General features: G+C 55.3%; 20 protein-coding genes. 13 read left to right on the top strand and 7 right to left on the bottom strand.

Annotation, left to right across the window (positions count from 1 at the left end):
- Positions 1-8 precede the first annotated feature (8 nt).
- From M5G20_RS18910 to M5G20_RS18900, 4 genes are all read right to left on the bottom strand, one after another.
- Positions 9-527, bottom strand: coding sequence for an arsenate reductase (azurin) small subunit (locus M5G20_RS18910; protein ID WP_046819804.1), 519 nt, complete (start codon positions 525-527; stop codon positions 9-11).
- A 208-nt stretch (positions 528-735) separates the two neighbouring features.
- Positions 736-1,623, bottom strand: coding sequence for a flavin-containing monooxygenase (locus M5G20_RS18905; protein WP_321032488.1), 888 nt, complete (start codon positions 1,621-1,623; stop codon positions 736-738).
- 60 nt (positions 1,624-1,683) lie between these two features.
- Positions 1,684-1,821, bottom strand: a complete 138-nt coding sequence (locus M5G20_RS30170; RefSeq protein ID WP_321032487.1) for an FAD-dependent oxidoreductase — start codon at positions 1,819-1,821, stop codon at positions 1,684-1,686.
- A 38-nt stretch (positions 1,822-1,859) separates the two neighbouring features.
- Entirely contained in the window at positions 1,860-2,207 is a 348-nt protein-coding gene (locus tag M5G20_RS18900) for an ArsR/SmtB family transcription factor (protein WP_046819803.1), read from the bottom strand.
- A gap of 351 nt (positions 2,208-2,558) precedes the next feature.
- Here M5G20_RS18900 and M5G20_RS18895 point away from each other — a divergent pair, with 351 nt between their 5' ends.
- The 8 genes from M5G20_RS18895 to arsJ are packed head-to-tail and all read left to right on the top strand — an operon-like array spanning position 2,559 to position 8,436.
- On the top strand, positions 2,559-2,972 hold the full coding sequence (locus M5G20_RS18895) for an arsenate reductase ArsC (RefSeq protein WP_046819802.1): 414 nt from the start codon (positions 2,559-2,561) through the stop codon (positions 2,970-2,972).
- Between the two features lie 7 nt (positions 2,973-2,979).
- On the top strand, positions 2,980-3,336 hold the full coding sequence (locus M5G20_RS18890) for a metalloregulator ArsR/SmtB family transcription factor (RefSeq protein ID WP_046819801.1): 357 nt from the start codon (positions 2,980-2,982) through the stop codon (positions 3,334-3,336).
- A gap of 44 nt (positions 3,337-3,380) precedes the next feature.
- Complete coding sequence (locus M5G20_RS18885; protein WP_046819800.1) at positions 3,381-3,851, top strand: arsenate reductase ArsC; 471 nt, start codon at positions 3,381-3,383, stop codon at positions 3,849-3,851.
- A 16-nt stretch (positions 3,852-3,867) separates the two neighbouring features.
- Entirely contained in the window at positions 3,868-4,929 is a 1,062-nt protein-coding gene (gene arsB, locus M5G20_RS18880) for an ACR3 family arsenite efflux transporter (RefSeq protein ID WP_046819799.1), read from the top strand.
- Positions 4,930-4,933: 4 nt separating this feature from the next.
- Positions 4,934-5,650 carry an arsenical resistance protein ArsH gene (arsH, locus tag M5G20_RS18875; RefSeq protein ID WP_046819798.1) on the top strand — a complete coding sequence of 239 codons (717 nt, stop codon included), beginning with the start codon at positions 4,934-4,936 and terminating at the stop codon, positions 5,648-5,650.
- 12 nt (positions 5,651-5,662) lie between these two features.
- Positions 5,663-6,175, top strand: a complete 513-nt coding sequence (locus M5G20_RS18870; RefSeq protein WP_046819797.1) for a phosphatase domain-containing putative toxin — start codon at positions 5,663-5,665, stop codon at positions 6,173-6,175.
- 23 nt (positions 6,176-6,198) lie between these two features.
- The gene (locus M5G20_RS18865) at positions 6,199-7,203 is read left to right on the top strand and encodes an ArsJ-associated glyceraldehyde-3-phosphate dehydrogenase (RefSeq protein ID WP_046819796.1); all 1,005 of its coding nucleotides are present in this window, start codon (positions 6,199-6,201) and stop codon (positions 7,201-7,203) included.
- 12 nt (positions 7,204-7,215) lie between these two features.
- Complete coding sequence (arsJ, locus tag M5G20_RS18860) at positions 7,216-8,436, top strand: organoarsenical effux MFS transporter ArsJ (RefSeq protein ID WP_046819795.1); 1,221 nt, start codon at positions 7,216-7,218, stop codon at positions 8,434-8,436.
- 139 nt (positions 8,437-8,575) lie between these two features.
- Here the strand turns inward: arsJ and M5G20_RS18855 are convergent, their stop codons facing one another.
- On the bottom strand, positions 8,576-8,983 hold the full coding sequence (locus tag M5G20_RS18855; RefSeq protein ID WP_046819794.1) for a MerR family transcriptional regulator: 408 nt from the start codon (positions 8,981-8,983) through the stop codon (positions 8,576-8,578).
- Between the two features lie 105 nt (positions 8,984-9,088).
- Between M5G20_RS18855 and M5G20_RS18850 the strand changes: the two genes are divergently transcribed.
- The 5 genes from M5G20_RS18850 (at position 9,089) to M5G20_RS18830 (ending at position 14,126) form a co-directional block, all read left to right on the top strand.
- Positions 9,089-9,529, top strand: a complete 441-nt coding sequence (locus tag M5G20_RS18850) for a disulfide bond formation protein B (protein WP_046819793.1) — start codon at positions 9,089-9,091, stop codon at positions 9,527-9,529.
- On the top strand, positions 9,526-10,170 hold the full coding sequence (locus tag M5G20_RS18845) for a DsbA family protein (protein WP_046819792.1): 645 nt from the start codon (positions 9,526-9,528) through the stop codon (positions 10,168-10,170). The genes M5G20_RS18850 and M5G20_RS18845 overlap by 4 nt, the downstream gene beginning before the upstream one ends.
- 559 nt (positions 10,171-10,729) lie before the next feature.
- A complete protein-coding gene (locus tag M5G20_RS18840) occupies positions 10,730-12,802 on the top strand; it encodes a heavy metal translocating P-type ATPase (RefSeq protein WP_414478848.1) in 2,073 nt (690 codons plus the stop codon).
- A 14-nt stretch (positions 12,803-12,816) separates the two neighbouring features.
- Positions 12,817-13,158 carry a DUF3703 domain-containing protein gene (locus M5G20_RS18835; RefSeq protein WP_046819790.1) on the top strand — a complete coding sequence of 114 codons (342 nt, stop codon included), beginning with the start codon at positions 12,817-12,819 and terminating at the stop codon, positions 13,156-13,158.
- 56 nt (positions 13,159-13,214) lie between these two features.
- Positions 13,215-14,126 (top strand): cation diffusion facilitator family transporter, encoded by a 912-nt coding sequence (locus tag M5G20_RS18830; RefSeq protein WP_046819789.1) that lies wholly within the window; start codon positions 13,215-13,217, stop codon positions 14,124-14,126.
- A 138-nt stretch (positions 14,127-14,264) separates the two neighbouring features.
- Here M5G20_RS18830 and M5G20_RS18825 read toward each other — a convergent pair whose 3' ends face one another.
- The gene (locus M5G20_RS18825; protein ID WP_046819788.1) at positions 14,265-15,701 is read right to left on the bottom strand and encodes a heavy metal sensor histidine kinase; all 1,437 of its coding nucleotides are present in this window, start codon (positions 15,699-15,701) and stop codon (positions 14,265-14,267) included.
- Complete coding sequence (locus M5G20_RS18820; RefSeq protein ID WP_046819787.1) at positions 15,698-16,372, bottom strand: heavy metal response regulator transcription factor; 675 nt, start codon at positions 16,370-16,372, stop codon at positions 15,698-15,700. Before M5G20_RS18820 ends, M5G20_RS18825 begins: the two co-directional genes overlap by 4 nt.
- Between the last annotated feature and the right edge of the window lie 43 nt (positions 16,373-16,415).

The following is a 16,415-nucleotide window of genomic DNA, read 5'->3' as shown; positions in this document are numbered from 1 at the left end:
TCTCCTTATCACAGGAGGTTGGACTGACGTCCGTAGATCAACCCTTCGACGGCAACTGCACGTACCGAATCGTCTTTTGGGTTGTATTCGAGCACTACGCTGGGCAAGTTCTCGGTGGCTTGGCCAGACACCATCTGGCCCGCATGTTCAGGGTCGAAAATGCTGAAATGGCAGGGGCATTTGAACACCTTCTGTCCCGCGTCATAGGCAACCGGGCAGCCCATGTGAGTGCATAGGATGCTGTAGGCGACAATATCGCGTTCCGGGCCGACGCCGCCTGGAACAGGAGCGCCCATTTTGATCAATGCACAAGGTGAGGCGGCATCGGGATAGGAAAATTGGACTGGCGTGTTGACCAGCAATTTCTGCGCCGTGGTGATTGCTTTCATCTGGTACGGGAGATTGACTCGCCCCTCGACCACAGGCGTTGACGTTGCGGCTTGAGTTAAATCGGGCACTCCGAAGGCCGCGCTCGCAGCAACCCCGCCTCCCGCCTTCAAAAAGGTTCTTCTGGAAATGGATGTCATCTCAGCCTCCGCATTGCGCTTGCGATGCAGTCAGCCCTGTCTGTGTCGTAAGCAGCTATTCGTTCCAGCTATTCAGCATAGGATAGAAAACCCTGTTTTGTGGCCTAAATGGCTTAGATGTCGAGTGAATTCAGAAGGCCTGCTGGTGGTAATGCGGGATCCGGTCAAGGGAGGCGGCGTTCGCATTGAGCATCACTGCTTTAGTCGCTCATCGCTGCGCGGCTATGACTAGCTCTGTACCTGTGGAACGCAGATGGCGTAGCAGATGTGGAAGGATGACTTCAGCGTCAGGCCCTACACCTCTGAGAGTTGCTGAGGCGAAATTGCGCTGCTTTGGTAACCCCATAAAGTACAGGCCTGGGATGTGCAGTGCTCGTCCATCGCGCTGCATTAATCGCCCTTGATCATCCGTCACCGCGAGGTCTTCAAGAAAGGCAATATTTGGGCGGAACCCGGTGGCGAAGACTAGGCAATCAACGGCTTCTTGGTGACTATCCGCCCAAATAACTCCGGTTGGGGTTACTTGCCCGAACATCGACCGCTGGTTGAAAAGGCCTGACTTCAGTGCTTTTTTGTAAGTACCGTCATCCAGTACCGGTGTGCTCTGATCATTGAGCCAGCGGGTTCTTTCCAGGCCTGTCCATTTCAGCCAGGCGTGAAAATCTGCGCCGAGCAGCTTCTGCGGAAAGAGTCGAATTGCCTTACGCGTGGCGAGCGTGACCTTGGCCACCTTCGCTAGCTCGTAAGCAATCTGCACCGCCGAGTTCGCCGCTCCAATCACTACGATGCGTTGCCCACGGAGCATTTCCACATTCCGATACTCGGCACTGTGAAGGCGAACACCTTGGAAGCTTTCGAGCTCAGGAATGTCCGGTGTATAGGGACGACTGAATGCCCCCGATGCCACGATCAGCGCCCTGGTAAAGAAGCGCTGCCCATTGGCGGCCACTATCTGGAACCCCCCAGCTTCCTGATCCACCTTCATGACCTGTATCCCCGAAAGAATCGGCAACTGGAAGAAGCTGGCGTACTGCTCCAGGTAGCGCACTACTTCATCGCGGGAGGGGTAGTGCCCCGGCGCTCCAGGAAACGGCAGCCCCGGTAGCGAGGAATACGCTGCCGGCGAGAACAGTTCGAGGCTGTCGTAGTAGTTACGCTAGTTCCCACCCGGTTGCTGCTGCTCATCCAAGATCAGAAAATCGAGTCCCTGCTGTTTCAAATGCCAGCCACAGGCCATTCCTGCCTGCCCTGCGCCTATTACGGCAACATCGAATGGGCGATCTATTGCGTTCATGTGTGCGCACCTATACACATATTTAGGTAAGAAAAAAATCAGCGAGACCCGCCTGGGCAGCACAATAAAGCAATGCTCTTGGTGTGATGGAGGATGTCCTCCAGTCGCTTAACGATGGCTGGGCCGTCCACCTCATAGAACATCTGACGTCCCACCTTAGTGGCGCGCACGATCCCGGCATCCAGCAGCACTTGAAGATGACGAGATACCACCGAACGCTCCTGCGGTAGATCAGCCGCAATCGCGGTCACATCTGCTCGACCTAATTGCATGACGCGCTTCAGCACAGCGACTCTTGGCGGCTCGCAGAGGGCTTTGAAAAATGCACCATCGAGAGACTCAATGGCAGACTCAATGGCTTGAGATCGGTTGGTGGTGATGTTCATGCCGAGAATATATGTGCATGCACATGCACATGTAAAGCCCTGTTTGAAGAATGGTGCTGTCCCCTTTAGCAGAGAACAGTCAGGGTCAGTTTTTCATCGCAAGATTCCTGTTTGAGGTTGAGGCGTGGGAGAGCCTAAGCCGCCGCGATGACAGATTAATTACCAAATACGAATATACGATTTATCAGATGTTAAGTGGCTGGAGGCGTGCCGATTGGCCGCGATCCGGCTGAGGTTAATGAAAGTTCAGGGCTTGAAATTGGCTATATTTACGGGTATTGGTCTTGCTGCTTTACTGAATATTCGAAAAAACGTATATTCGTAAAACCATATCCAATTCGAGACTTGGCGATGACTGATAAGACCCGCGTGCTGTTCGTTTGTGTGGCTAACGCTGCTCGCTCACAGTTGGCTGAGGCGCTGCTGCGCCACACTGATTCAGAGCAGTTCGAAGCCTTCAGTGCAGGTACTGCGCCCGGCGAGATTGATCCCCGCACCTTGGGATCACTTCAGCACCTGGGTGTAAGTACCGAAGGGTTGCACAGCAAGTCTATCGATGAGTTTGCGGGAGAGCGTTTCGATTACGTCATCACGCTGTGCGATAAATCGTCTCTGGAATGTCATGCCCTTCCAGGCGCCGGAGAGGTGCTGGCCTGGAACTTTGAAGACCCGGTCACTAGCACCAAACATGATGCATTTCGTCACACCCTTCACGAGATCCATGAACGCATCAAGATGTTCGTGTTGGTGAAAAACAAACGTTGAGACCCCTATGGCTGACCATCTGACACCGACCACCGTATTCAAATGCCTGGCCGACGAAACTCGCATACGCATTATGTTGCTCATCACCCGTGAGGAAGAGCTGTGCGTTTGCGAACTGACCTGCGCACTCGATGAGAGCCAGCCGAAGGTTTCCCGCCACCTGGCGCAACTGCGCAATTGCGGTTTGCTGGAGGATCGTCGGCAAGGCCAGTGGGTGTATTACCGCCTGCATCCGAGTCTGCCCGACTGGGTGATGACCGTACTGAAAACCACTCTTGACGCCAACCAGCATTGGCTCAGTCCCGACGCCAAACGCCTCGACGTGATGGGTGATCGCCCTCAGCGCCTAGCCGTTTGCTGCTGAGTAACGCCTGCCCGAGCAGCGCTCGGCCTTCACGAGATCGCCTGATGAAGATTCTGTTTCTCTGCACCGCCAACAGCTGCCGCAGCATTCTTTGTGAGGCCATGTTCAATCATTTGGCTCCGACGGATATGCAAGCCTACAGCGCCGGTAGCCAGCCGAAGGGTGAAGTGCACCCGCTGAGTCTGAAAACGTTGGATAAGGCTGAAATCTCGCCCGCAGGGCTCTATAGCAAGTCCAGCGATGTTTACGAGAACCTGGCGCCTGATTTCGTCATCACGGTGTGTGACAAGGCTGCCGGCGAAGCCTGCCCGGTGTTTTTCGGGCCGGCCACCAAGGCCCATTGGGGCTTGGCAGACCCTTCGGAATATCAAGGGACTCAAGAAGAGATCGAGGCGGCTTTCGAAGCCACTCTGGAACAGATCAGAACCCGAATCGAAGCCTTCCTGGCTTTACCGCTCAAGCGGTTAAGTGCCGAACAACTCAAGGCCGAGCTGGCCCTGATCGGCACCCTCTGACACTGGAGACATGACGATGAGTAAAAGCCGTCTTTCTTTTTTGGATCGCTATCTGACGGTCTGGATCTTTCTCGCCATGGCGATTGGTGTCAGCTTGGGCAGTCTGTTTGAGGGGCTGCCGGCCTGGCTTAACAGCCTTTCGGTGGGTTCGACCAACATCCCGATTGCCATCGGCCTGATTGTGATGATGTATCCGCCGTTGGCCAAGGTCAGGTACGAAGAGCTGCCGGAGGTGTTCAAGGACAAGCGCATCTTGGCGCTATCGTTGATCCAAAACTGGGTGATTGGCCCAGTGCTGATGTTCGTACTGGCCATCGTGTTTCTCGCCGACAAGCCGGAGTACATGACCGGTCTGATCCTCATCGGCCTAGCTCGCTGCATCGCCATGGTGCTGGTGTGGAATCAGATCGCGGGCGGCAACAACCAATACGTCGCGGGGTTGGTTGCCTTCAACAGCATCTTCCAGATCCTGTTCTTCAGTGTGTATGCATGGATCTTCCTTGGTCTGCTGCCGCCATTGTTCGGTCTACAGGGCAGCGTAATAGTCACCAACTTTGTCAGCATCGCCGAGTCCGTGCTGATCTACCTGGGCATCCCATTCCTGGCTGGTTTTCTAACGCGCAAGATCCTCATCAGCCGCAAAGGTGAGACTTGGTACAGCCAACGCTTCATTCCGCGTATCAGCCCCCTGACGCTGGTCGCGCTGCTGCTGACCATCCTGGCGATGTTCAGCCTCAAGGGCGACATGGTGCTGCAACTGCCATTGGATGTGCTGCGTATCGCTATCCCGCTGACCATCTACTTCGTGGTGATGTTCTTCATCAGCTTTTGGATGGGCAAACTGCTCCGCGCTGACTATCCACGCACTACCGCGCTGGCCTTTACCGCTGCCAGCAACAACTTCGAGCTGGCCATAGCCGTGGCTATCGCGACTTTCGGTCTCGCCTCACCGGTGGCCTTCGCCACGGTGATTGGCCCACTGGTGGAAGTGCCGGTGCTGATCTCCCTGGTTGGCGTGGCCCTCTGGCTGAAACGCCGCTGGTTCGATCAACCCAAAGGCGCCCTCACACAGGAATAAATCTATGACTGAAGAACTGATCCCCAACCTCGATGCCGAACTGGTTGATCTGCCGACACTCGATAAACTTGGCAGTACGTTGTCGGCCACGCACAAGCCGCGCATCCTGCTGCTCTACGGTTCGACTCGCGAGCGTTCGTTCAGCCGCCTGCTAACTGAAGAAGCTGCGCGCCTGTTGCAGCACTTCGGCGCAGAAACACGCATCTTCAATCCATCTGAGCTGCCGTTGCCAGATGATGTGCCGGACAGCCACCCCAAAGTGCAGGAGCTACGCGAACTGGTGCTCTGGTCAGAAGGTCAAGTCTGGTGCTCCCCCGAGCGCCACGGTTCGATGAGCGCAGTGTTCAAGGCGCAGATCGACTGGATTCCGTTGACCATGGGCGCGGTGCGCCCAACCCAGGGTAAGACGCTGGCGGTGATGCAGGTCTGTGGTGGCTCGCAATCCTTCAACGTGGTCAACCAGCTGCGTGTGCTGGGTCGCTGGATGCGTATGTTCACTATTCCCAACCAGTCCTCGGTGCCGAAGGCCTACCTGGAGTTCGACGATAACGGTCGGATGAAACCTTCTCCCTTCTACGACCGTGTCGTGGACGTAATGGAAGAGTTGGTGAAATTTACACTACTGCTTCGCGACCGCCAGGACTATCTGGTCGACCGCTATTCCGAACGCAAGGAATCGGCGGAAGAACTCATGAAACGTGTTAATCAGCGCTCCATCTGAGGATATTTCGCCGTGCAACAACACCCATATTCCGTACTGCCCCTGGCACAGTTCAGTGGCCAATTAATCTTCACCCCGTGCCCCGGCACGAAGGGCACCCTACCTTTCGAGGCGCTGCAAACGCTTAAGAATGCAGGTGCATCGGCGTTGCTGACACTGATGCCGACTGAGGAGTTACTTCAGAACGAGATCGACCTGCTGCCCGAAGAGTGCCAAATGCTCGGCATCGAGTGGTTTCACCTGCCAGTGGACGATGATCAAGCTCCTGGCGAAGCATTCAAAAACGCATGGGAACAGCACCATTCACGACTTAAGCAACTGCTGAACGAAGGGAAAACCATTGCCATCCATTGTAAGGGTGGCTCGGGCCGTACTGGCTTGATCGCGGCGCAGCTGTTGATTGAGAGCGGTGTGCCATTCAGCGATGCCATCCGCGATGTTCAGTCGTTGCGTCCACGCGCCATTCAGCATCCAACCCACATTGAATATATCGGCCAGTTCGATACCCAGTCGAACTCCCACTGACGACAGATACAGAGCACAACAACATGACTATCAAAGTTGGCATTAATGGATTTGGTCGGATCGGTCGCCTCGCTCTACGAGCCGCTTGGAGTTGGCCAGAGTTCGAGTTCGTGCAGATCAACGATCCTGCAGGCGATGCAGCAACCCATGCACACCTGATCAACTTCGACTCTGTGCATGGCCGTTGGCACAGCGAAGCCAGCGCCGAAGGCGATCATGTAGTGATTGGCGGTAAGCGCATCAAGGTCACCGCGAACAAAGCGATTGGCGACACCGACTGGTCGGGTTGCGATCTGGTGATCGAGGCCAGCGGCAAGATGAAAACGGTGGCGGTGTTGCAGGCCTACTTGGATCAGGGCGTTAAGCGTGTGGTGGTCTGTGCGCCGGTCAAGGAGCAAGGCGCCTTGAACGTGGTGATGGGCGTTAACCAGCACCTGTTCGACCCGGCGCAGCACCGTATCCTCACGGCAGCCTCCTGCACCACCAACTGCCTGGCACCAGTAGTCAAAGTGATCCACGAGAACCTGGGCATCCGTCACGGCTCGATCACCACGATTCACGACCTGACCAACACCCAGAGCATCCTCGATCAACCGCACAAGGATCTGCGCCGTGCCCGTGCCTCGGGCATGAGCCTTATCCCGACCAGCACCGGCTCGGCCACCGCCATTGCGGAAATTTTCCCCGAGCTGCGTGGCCGCCTGAATGGTCACGCGGTGCGCGTACCGCTGGCCAACGCCTCGCTCACCGATTGCGTATTCGAAGTGGAGCGTGCCACCTCGGTGGACGAGGTTAATGCGTTGCTCAAGGCGGCGGCAGAAGGCCCACTGAAAAATATCCTCGGCTATGAAGTACGCCCACTGGTGTCCATCGACTACCGCACCGACCCGCGCTCATCGATCATCGATGCGCTGTCGACGATGGTGATCAATGGCACTCAAGTGAAGATCTATGCCTGGTATGACAACGAATGGGGTTATGCCAACCGCGCTGTTGAGTTGGCCAAACTGGTCGGTTTGGCCGATTAACAGGGAGAGATCATGAACGCGTTGTCAGCCCTTTCCCCGCAAGTGCGCCAGTACCTGTTGGTGACCGGCAATTACTGGGCTTTTACCCTCACTGACGGTGCGCTACGCATGTTGGTGGTGTTGCACTTCCATGCGTTGGGCTACAGCCCGTTACAGATTGCGTTCCTGTTTCTGTTCTACGAAATCTTCGGCGTCATTACCAATCTAGTGGGCGGTTACCTGGGGGCCCGTCTAGGCCTGAATCGCACCATGAACATTGGCTTGGGCTTACAGGTGGCAGCCTTGTTGATGCTGACGGTGCCCGCCGCCTGGCTGACCATCCCTTGGGTGATGGGGGCTCAGGCGCTATCGGGCATTGCCAAAGACCTCAACAAGATGAGCGCCAAGAGTTCCATCAAGCTGCTGGTGCCCGACAACCAGCAAGGCACCCTTTACCAGTGGGTGGCAATTCTCACCGGTTCAAAGAACGCGCTCAAAGGTGTGGGTTTCTTCCTGGGCGGTGCGCTGCTGGCATTGCTGGGCTTCACGGTTGCCGTGCTGGCGATGGCCGCGACTCTGGCGCTGATATGGGTAGCCAGCCTGTTCCTGCTGAAGAAGGATCTGGGTAAAGCCAAGGCTAAACCGAAGTTCCGCGACATCCTCTCCAAGAGCCGGGCGATCAACATTCTCTCGGCGGCGCGAATGTTCCTCTTTGGTGCCCGCGATGTGTGGTTCGTGGTGGCGCTGCCGGTGTACCTGAGCAGCATGTTTGGCTGGGACTTCTGGCAGGTTGGCGGCTTCCTCGCGGCCTGGGTCATCGGATACGGCATCGTCCAGTCATTGGCGCCGAACATCACCGGAAAGAAACGCGGCCACGTCCCTGATGGGCGGGCTGCCTTCATTTGGGCGGGGTTGCTGGCGGGGTTGCCAGCGGCAATCGCCCTCGGTCTCTCGGCGGGTTGGTCGCCTCACGTTGTGCTGCTGGGTGGGCTGATGGTATTTGGCGCACTGTTCGCGGTGAATTCTTCTCTGCACAGCTATCTCATCGTCTCGTATGCCAAAGAAGACGGGGTGTCGTTGGATGTGGGTTTCTACTACATGTCGAACGCCTTGGGCCGACTGCTCGGTACCGTGCTGTCCGGCTGGATTTATCAGAGTTACGGGTTGGAGGCCTGCTTGTGGGTTTCTACAGCCTTCGTGTTGCTGGCAGCCCTAATTTCTATCGCATTACCTAGGCATGCCGAAGCGATATGAAACTGTCAGACAGGACGCAAGGTCAACAGTGCTATGCGATATGTACAGTGCCATTAGGGCATCATGAAGGCCTTCAACCCAAAGCAGACACTCCTGGAGAGTTTGAGCCCCTGTCTTCGGACAATAATCCATTGCCGACCTAATCACGTTTCGACAATGACTCAATGATGCGGCATTGCTCGATCACACCACCTTGACAACAGACGGTCAGACGCTCCAGTTCAGCCTCCAGGCCCTGCAAGTCGCGAATACGCATTCGCACCTGCTCCAGTTGTCCCTCGACCTTTGCGTCTACTCCAGCACAGGAAGCATCGCGTCGATCAGCAAATCCCAAAAGCTCACGGATGTCATCCAGGCTGAATCCCAGTGAGCGACTGCGTCGGATAAACAAAAGGCGGTCGCGCTCCTCATCCGTGTAGAAGCGATAGCCTGAGGGTGATCTTCCGGCAGAGGGCAGCAGGCCCAGCTGCTCGTAATAGCGGATGGTCACCGTCTTGGTATCGGTCGCTTTTGCCAAGGCGCCAACGGTGTATGTGGCCGCATTCATTTCGCTTGACCTTATAGTCGCTAGAACCTTCATTCTACCCAGATCAGGCGATAAGCAAATCCGTGCCACGCCCTTACCACTTAAAAAAGAAGGGGCTTTAACCCGATGCCAACTTCACATCAACAGCCTCAACCCAAAGGTTGGGCGCTCCTGCTTTGCGCCTGGCTGCTGGCTCTTGTTTCCACCATCGCCGTGTTGTTCGTCGGTGAAGTTATGGGACAGGAACCCTGTGTTCTTTGCTGGTTTCAGCGTGCCTTCATGTTTCCTCTAGTCCTTGTGCTAGGTGTGGCTTGCTTCATCGCAGACGCGGGTGTCTGGCGTTATGCATTGCCGTTGGCCGTTATGGGATGGTTGATAGCCCTGTACCACAACCTGCTTTATTTCGAGCTGATTTCCGAAAGCATTCAACCCTGTGGTGCGGGCCCGTCATGCTCGGGTGCTGACATGACCATCCTCAGTGGTGTGCCATTGCCATTGTTATCGCTGGGCGTATTCAGCCTTCTGACCTTTCTTCTTGTTCTTATCCGCCGGAGATTTACCCAATGAGTCGACGCATCATCGTCCTCGCCATCAGTACCCTGGCCGTGATCGGCTTCGCGGTTGCTGCATTCTTTTATGACCGGGCCTCCACGGTGCCCCAGGCGACTGCACCCGTACAAGAAGCTGGCGCATTGGTACGATTCAATTCGCCAAGTTTTGGCCCTGCCAAGGCACCGGTCACAATTGTCGAGTTCTTTGACCCCTCGTGTGAGAGCTGCCGCGCCTTCTATCCCATTGTCAAAAAAATGATGTCCCAGCATCCGGATGATGTTCGTCTGGTGCTGCGCTACGTTCGACTTCACGTCGGTTCTGAAGAGGCCATCCGGATTCTGGAGACCGCACGTAAACAAGGCGTGTTTGTGCCGGTGCTTGAAGCTGTCCTTGAGGCTCAACCGCAATGGCATGACGACGCCAAAGCTATGGCGGCATGGGACGCTGCCGGCCAGGCAGGCCTGGATGTGGCCAAGGCGCGTGAGGACATGATGTCTCCCGAGATCACCGCCACCATTGAGCGAGACGCCGCCGATGCGAAAAAGGTTGGCGTAAGTGGCACACCGACGTTTTTCGTCAACGGTAAGCCGCTGACCAACTTCGGTGCCCAGCAGCTCTATGACCTCATTTGGAGTGAGATCAACCAGTCGCGATAAGCAAGATTAGTAATGCTGAGAATGGGTCAAGCTCTTAATGAATTGCTTGACCTTATAGTGGCTATAGGGTGTTCACTCTTCGCCATATCCTGCTGGGAGTGCCCTTATGAAAAGCTGTTGCGGTGACAAGCCAACACCTGAAACTCAGGCCGGCGTTGAAGTTTTTGATTCGTCTGCGGGTTCGAGTTGCTGTGCACCTGCCGCTACGGCTAGCACTCCCTGCGTTACCAATACTCAGTCCACGAGCAGATGTTGTGATCCGAAAGCCGCAGACTTGATTTCGGCCCCGTTCAAACCAGAAGACGCCAGTTGCTGCGCTCCTGCGCAAGACGGCGGCAAATCATGCTGCGCTAGCAACACTGCGCCGTCCACCTTGCATGCCCTGGCGGAACCGAGCAAATCTGCCGCTCCGGTGGGCAATGATCTATTTACTGAAGTGGGCTGCCCGTCATCCGACACTAAGTCTCCTGGCGCGGAGGAGCTTCAGACTGGTGCCGGGGAATCGACTCGCTTCAGCAGTTTCCGGATCGGGCAAATGTGCTGTCCTACCGAGCAGACGATGATCGAAGGCAAGCTCGCTCGAATGAGCGGGATCCAAAAGCTTGAGTTCAATATGATGAAACGTACTCTGGGCGTCTGGCACGAACTGCCGGATACCCTGGGTATTGAAGCGGCTGTGTCATCGCTTGGCATGCACGCGGAACCGTTGACTGCTGATGGCAAGATATCTAATGCCAATGCAACGCAAGCCGTGTCACAAGCGACATCACCGCGTAAAAGCAGTTGGTGGCCGTTAGCGCTGTCCGGTATCGCTGCGGTAATCGCAGAGGTCTTGCACTTCACCCAATCGGCCCCGGAATGGGTGATTGCCGTCGTCGCCTTGTTCGCCATCGCACTTTGTGGGCCGACCACCTACAAGAAAGGCTGGATTGCGCTCAAACACTTGAACCTGAACATCAATGCCTTGATGAGCATCGCGGTAACCGGCGCCGTGTTGATCGGGCAGTGGCCAGAAGCGGCGATGGTCATGGTGCTGTTCACCATTGCCGAAATGATCGAGGCGAAGTCGCTGGATCGTGCGCGTAATGCTATCAAAGGCCTACTGGATTTGACGCCGGAACGAGCAACTGTCCGTCAGGTCGACGGCTCCTGGCTGGAAGTCGATGTGAAGACGGTCGGGCTCGGGGCTCTGGTTCGGGTGCGTCCCGGTGAGCGTATTGGCCTGGATGGTGACGTTGTTTCTGGCACCTCTACCGTCAATCAAGCACCGATCACGGGGGAGAGCCTGCCCATTGAGAAGGCGGTCAATGACCCTGTGTATGCCGGTACCATTAATGAGTCGGGTTCCTTCGAGTACTGCGTAACGGCAGAGGCCAACAGTACGACGCTGGCCCGGATCATTCACGCGGTGGAGGAAGCTCAAAGTTCGCGAGCACCCACCCAGCGGTTCGTCGACCAGTTCGCCAAGGTTTATACGCCTGGGGTGTTCTTCTTTGCCCTCGCCATTGCGGTCTTTCCACCCTTGTTCATGGGCGGAGTATGGACGGACTGGATTTATCGCGCCTTGGTACTTCTGGTCGTTGCGTGCCCCTGTGCCTTGGTTATTTCCACACCTGTGTCCATCGTCAGCGGGCTAGCGGCGGCGGCCCGTAAAGGCATTTTGGTCAAGGGCGGTGTCTACCTGGAAATTGGCGCCAAGCTGAGTTTTGTCGCGCTGGATAAAACCGGTACCATCACCCACGGCAAGCCGGTTCAAACCGATTACATGCCATTGGTGGAGCTTTCAACGGTTGACCCTCAGGTTATTGCCGCAAGCCTGGGTGCTCGCTCGGATCACCCAGTGTCGCAGGCAATAGCCAAACACGAGGGACTGGACACCTCAACGCTCAAACAGGTGGAGAACTTTGAAGCGCTTCCCGGACGTGGGGTTAAGGGCGTGATCGACGGACAGCTTTATCACCTTGGAAATCATCGCCTGATCGAAGAGCTGGGGCTTGGAACACCGCAGCTGGAAGCCTCACTGAGTCGACTGGAGCGTCAGGGAAAAACGGTTGTAGCGTTGACCAACTCTACTCAGGTCTTCGCCCTGTTTGCCGTGGCCGATACCGTGAAAGACTCAAGTCAGGCTGCGATCAAGGAACTGCACGAACTGGGCATCAAGACCATGATGCTGACTGGCGATAACGCATATACGGCTGAGGCCATTGCTCAACGTGTGGGCATTGATGAGCCGCGAGGTAACTTGCTGCCTGCCGACAAACTGGCGGCCATTGGCGAGTTGCAGAGCCGCAACCACGTGGTGGGGATGGTCGGTGACGGGATAAACGATGCACCGGCACTGGCGAAGTCGCAGATTGGTTTTGCCATGGCTGCCGCAGGTACGGGCACTGCCATTGAAACGGCTGACGTTGCGTTGATGGATGATGACCTGCGCAAGATTCCGGCCTTTGTTCGCCTGTCACGGCAGACCGCATCGATCCTCAAACAAAACATCGGATTTGCCCTCGGCATCAAAGCCGTGTTCCTAGTGTTCACCTTGATGGGTTTCGCCACCATGTGGATGGCGGTGTTTGCAGATGTCGGCGTCAGCCTGTTGGTCGTACTGAATGGGTTGCGCTTGCTGAAAAAATAGTCCGGAGGCTGAGCATGAAAGAGAGGTTGCATGACGCAATTCTCGAGGGCTTCGGCGAAGCCCGTGTAGCGATTCGTTCCCGGGATTATGGGCGCGCTTACCATTGGCTCGAGCGCACCCACATCCTTACGCAACGTCGTACCCTGCTACATGCCAAATCCCACGTCTTGATGTTGTTCGTGGGCATCAGGGCACAAGATCCCCGGGAGGTTTTGGGGCAAATACCACGTGTCATCGCTGCACTGCTATTTTCTAGAGTGTGGGTGCCTCGTGGGAATACCGGCCGCGCCCGAATCAACGCTTTTCAGGTGATGCCTCTCTCTCCGGAACTGGAATCCCTTCTTGACGAAGATTGACCCGCAGACGGTTTTCTGAGTAGTTGCCTCATCCTTTCATCCACATGGAGAGTCATATGAGCGCTGGTCATAGTCACGGTCAAGCTCGTGCCGGACACGAGAAAAAGTTGTGGATCGCTCTGGCGTTAACGACAAGCTTCATGATCGCGGAGGTCATTGGGGCTTTCGTTACCGGCAGCTTGGCGTTGTTATCCGATGCGGCTCACATGCTGACCGATTCCACTGCCCTGGCTATTTCATTGATCGCTATTCAGATCGCCAAACGCGCTGCGGATAAAAAACGGACATTCGGCTACGCACGATTTGAGATCCTCGCAGCTGCTTTTAACGCGATTCTGTTGTTCATGGTAGCGGTGTACATCTTGTACGAGGCTTATCAGAGGTTTAAAATCCCGACAGAAATCCAATCGACAGGCATGCTGATCGTCGCGCTGATAGGGCTCGTTGTGAACCTTGTTTCAATGCGTTTGCTCATGTCTGCCAGTGCCGAAAGCCTTAACGTAAAAGGTGCGTACCTGGAAGTATGGAGCGACATGTTGGGCTCCATAGGCGTAATAGGGGCGGCGTTGATCATTCGTTTTACCGGATTGACTTGGGTTGACTCGATCGTTGCCGCAGCCATCGGCCTGTGGGTGCTTCCCAGAACTTGGGTTTTGCTCAAAGAAAGCATGAACATCCTATTGCAAGGGGTTCCGGATGGTATCGATATCGCTGAAGTGGAGGCGAGCATCAGGGCGGTTGAAGGAGTTGAGGATATCCATGATCTGCATATCTGGGCCCTGACCAGCGGCAAGAATGTCATGAGTGCTCACCTTGTCATCCAGCGTTCCTCCCGTGCCGAGCAAGATATATTGGCTGAGTTGACTCGACTAATGGGTGAGGTATTCCATATCAGCCATACGACTCTTCAATTAGAAAACTCGCAGTTTCATGCGGGGCTCGAAGAAAACGAAGGCATGCAGCACTAGAGCGGGATCTTGTGAACATCCCATGTCGGGGTAGGGGCTGCTGATGTGCTGAGAACCCAACGGACATAAAGCCCTGACCACCGGAGCATCTCCAGCGGTGCAGGGACGGGGCCGGTTATACAAGCTAGCTGTGGGAGTTTACCCTTGAGCCTTTCTAGCCTGTTGCCAGGTGGTCTGTCCGTCGAGGTTTGGGAAGTTCAGCCTGAAAACGGTCATGCTGCCAGGCATGCTTTGAACGTCCGCCGTTCCCTGGTGGAGGCTCATGATCGATCGAACAATGGCCAAACCAAGACCGGTACCACCTTCTGCACGTGAACGACTGGTGTCGACCCGATAAAAGCGGTCGAACAAGTGCGACAGATGCTGAGGCTCGATCCCCGCGCCAGGGTTGCCGACGAGTAGGGAGACTTGATCGGCGTGGTTTTCGATAACGATTGAAATGAATTGTCCGGCCGGGCAGTGACGTATCGCGTTGGACAACAGATTTGATATTGCTCGCTGAATCATCAACCTGTCGCCAATGGTCTTGCCGTTTCCGGTGACGCTCAGGCTGATCCGTTTTTCTTCCGCAGACAGTGAAAACAGATCGATGACTTTCAACGCTTCATCTTCCAGGGTAATTGTCTCGAACGGGACGAGCGCGGCGGGGTGACTGACCTGAGCAAGGAAGAGCATATCCGAGACAATTCGGGTGACACGCCCCAACTCTTCGGTGCATGACCCAAGCACTGCTTTGTATTCTTCTGCCGGACGCTCCCGAGACAGGGTAACCTGGGCCTTGCCCATCAAATTGGTGATGGGGGATCGTAATTCGTGGGCTAAGTCATCGGAGAACTGCGACAGCTGCTGAATACCGCTGTCGAGTCGGTGCAGCATGAAGTTGATGCCATGGGCCAACTCACTGAGCTCTTGAGGCATTTTGACCACAGAGAGTCGATGGCTGAGATCTTGAGCAGAGATCATGGCGGCGACCTTCCGGAACTCTCTCAGGGGAGCAAGTCCTCGTTGCACAACGGCCCAGGCACTTATTCCGATGAGTATCAGTAAAAGCGGCAGTGCAATAATCGTCGATCGAAGATACGCGCTGAGCAGCGCTTCATCGTTCGCACAATCCATCGACAGCAATACGGGAACGCTCACACCGTTCTTTAATCGGATGAGCTTGGATGCGGTAAGGAAGTGTCGACCCTCACCATCGGAATTGGTGGAGTATGAAATCTTGTCAACGGCAGCAGTCGCAGCTTTCAACTCAATCCGCGGATCCGACAAACCAGACCCGAATTTCAGTAAGGGTGTCCTGAGGTTTGTCAGGTCATAGATGGCCAAGTTCAGATTGTCATGCCCCATGACTTGATCCAGCAACGAGTGCGGTGTCGAGTTAACGTCAGCCGTGTCGTCGTATAGTGAGAGGCTGTGCTCAACCTGCTGCATTTTATTGTACAGGCTATTTTTCGCCAGCTTATCCAGCTCATGCGTCAGGGCGAAAAAGGCCAGGATAGCCAAAAACACCACCAACAATGCTCCCAGAATACTTACCGTCAAACCTAGTCGCATTGACAGGCTGACCGGCTTCATTCGCGTGCCTCCAATACGTAACCAACACCGCGAAGGGTGTGGATCAATTTGTTATCGAAGGGGTCGTCTATTTTGGCCCTCAACCTACGGATTGAAACCTCGACAACGTTGGTGTCGCAGTCAAAGTTCATGTCCCAGACCAATGAAATGATTTGGGTACGGGAAAGCACTTCTCCAGTGTGACGCATCAGCAGGTGCAGAAGCGCAAACTCCTTGGTCGTCAGATCTATGCGCTGATCTCCACGAAAAGCACGGTGGCGTCCTTGGTCGAGCTCCAGATCGGCTACCTTGAGTACCTGCTGGACAGGAATGTGCTCACTGCGACGCATCAGGGTTCGTACACGTGCCAGTAGCTCAGGAAACTCAAACGGCTTGACCAGATAGTCATCGGCGCCTAAATCTAGTCCGCGGATTTTGTCCGCCAGGCGCCCTCGGGCCGTCAACATCATGACCCGGGCATTACTGCTTTGGCGCAGACGTTCAAGAACACCCCAACCATCAAGTTCTGGAAGATTAACGTCAAGTATCACCAAGTCATAGACATGTTGACGCGACAGATGAAGTCCATCCGCGCCAGTTATCGCACGGTCAACAACATAGCCACTTTCAGTCAGCCCCTGATGCAAGTATTCGGCAGTTTTAGGCTCGTCCTCAATTACAAGGATTCGCATGATATGTCACCCTTTCAATAGGATAATTAATATTAGTTAATTA

It is taken from the genome of Pseudomonas sp. TNT2022 ID1044 (assembly GCF_028656895.1).
Lineage (GTDB): Bacteria > Pseudomonadota > Gammaproteobacteria > Pseudomonadales > Pseudomonadaceae > Aquipseudomonas > Aquipseudomonas reinekei.
This window is presented reverse-complemented; position numbering and strand designations above follow the sequence as displayed.

Coding starts and splice junctions, on each gene's coding strand:
- M5G20_RS18835 (WP_046819790.1), top strand. CDS start 12,817: ATGAAAGAGAGGTTGCATGACGCAATTCTCGAGGGCTTCGGCGAAGCC.
- M5G20_RS18885 (WP_046819800.1), top strand. CDS start 3,381: ATGAAGATTCTGTTTCTCTGCACCGCCAACAGCTGCCGCAGCATTCTT.
- M5G20_RS18840 (WP_414478848.1), top strand. CDS start 10,730: ATGATCGAAGGCAAGCTCGCTCGAATGAGCGGGATCCAAAAGCTTGAG.
- M5G20_RS18910 (WP_046819804.1), bottom strand. CDS start 527: ATGACATCCATTTCCAGAAGAACCTTTTTGAAGGCGGGAGGCGGGGTT.
- M5G20_RS18825 (WP_046819788.1), bottom strand. CDS start 15,701: ATGAAGCCGGTCAGCCTGTCAATGCGACTAGGTTTGACGGTAAGTATT.
- arsH (WP_046819798.1), top strand. CDS start 4,934: ATGACTGAAGAACTGATCCCCAACCTCGATGCCGAACTGGTTGATCTG.
- arsB (WP_046819799.1), top strand. CDS start 3,868: ATGAGTAAAAGCCGTCTTTCTTTTTTGGATCGCTATCTGACGGTCTGG.
- M5G20_RS18850 (WP_046819793.1), top strand. CDS start 9,089: ATGCCAACTTCACATCAACAGCCTCAACCCAAAGGTTGGGCGCTCCTG.
- M5G20_RS18830 (WP_046819789.1), top strand. CDS start 13,215: ATGAGCGCTGGTCATAGTCACGGTCAAGCTCGTGCCGGACACGAGAAA.
- M5G20_RS18845 (WP_046819792.1), top strand. CDS start 9,526: ATGAGTCGACGCATCATCGTCCTCGCCATCAGTACCCTGGCCGTGATC.
- M5G20_RS18890 (WP_046819801.1), top strand. CDS start 2,980: ATGGCTGACCATCTGACACCGACCACCGTATTCAAATGCCTGGCCGAC.
- M5G20_RS18895 (WP_046819802.1), top strand. CDS start 2,559: ATGACTGATAAGACCCGCGTGCTGTTCGTTTGTGTGGCTAACGCTGCT.
- M5G20_RS18820 (WP_046819787.1), bottom strand. CDS start 16,372: ATGCGAATCCTTGTAATTGAGGACGAGCCTAAAACTGCCGAATACTTG.
- M5G20_RS18855 (WP_046819794.1), bottom strand. CDS start 8,983: ATGAATGCGGCCACATACACCGTTGGCGCCTTGGCAAAAGCGACCGAT.
- M5G20_RS18900 (WP_046819803.1), bottom strand. CDS start 2,207: ATGAACATCACCACCAACCGATCTCAAGCCATTGAGTCTGCCATTGAG.
- M5G20_RS30170 (WP_321032487.1), bottom strand. CDS start 1,821: ATGAACGCAATAGATCGCCCATTCGATGTTGCCGTAATAGGCGCAGGG.
- arsJ (WP_046819795.1), top strand. CDS start 7,216: ATGAACGCGTTGTCAGCCCTTTCCCCGCAAGTGCGCCAGTACCTGTTG.
- M5G20_RS18865 (WP_046819796.1), top strand. CDS start 6,199: ATGACTATCAAAGTTGGCATTAATGGATTTGGTCGGATCGGTCGCCTC.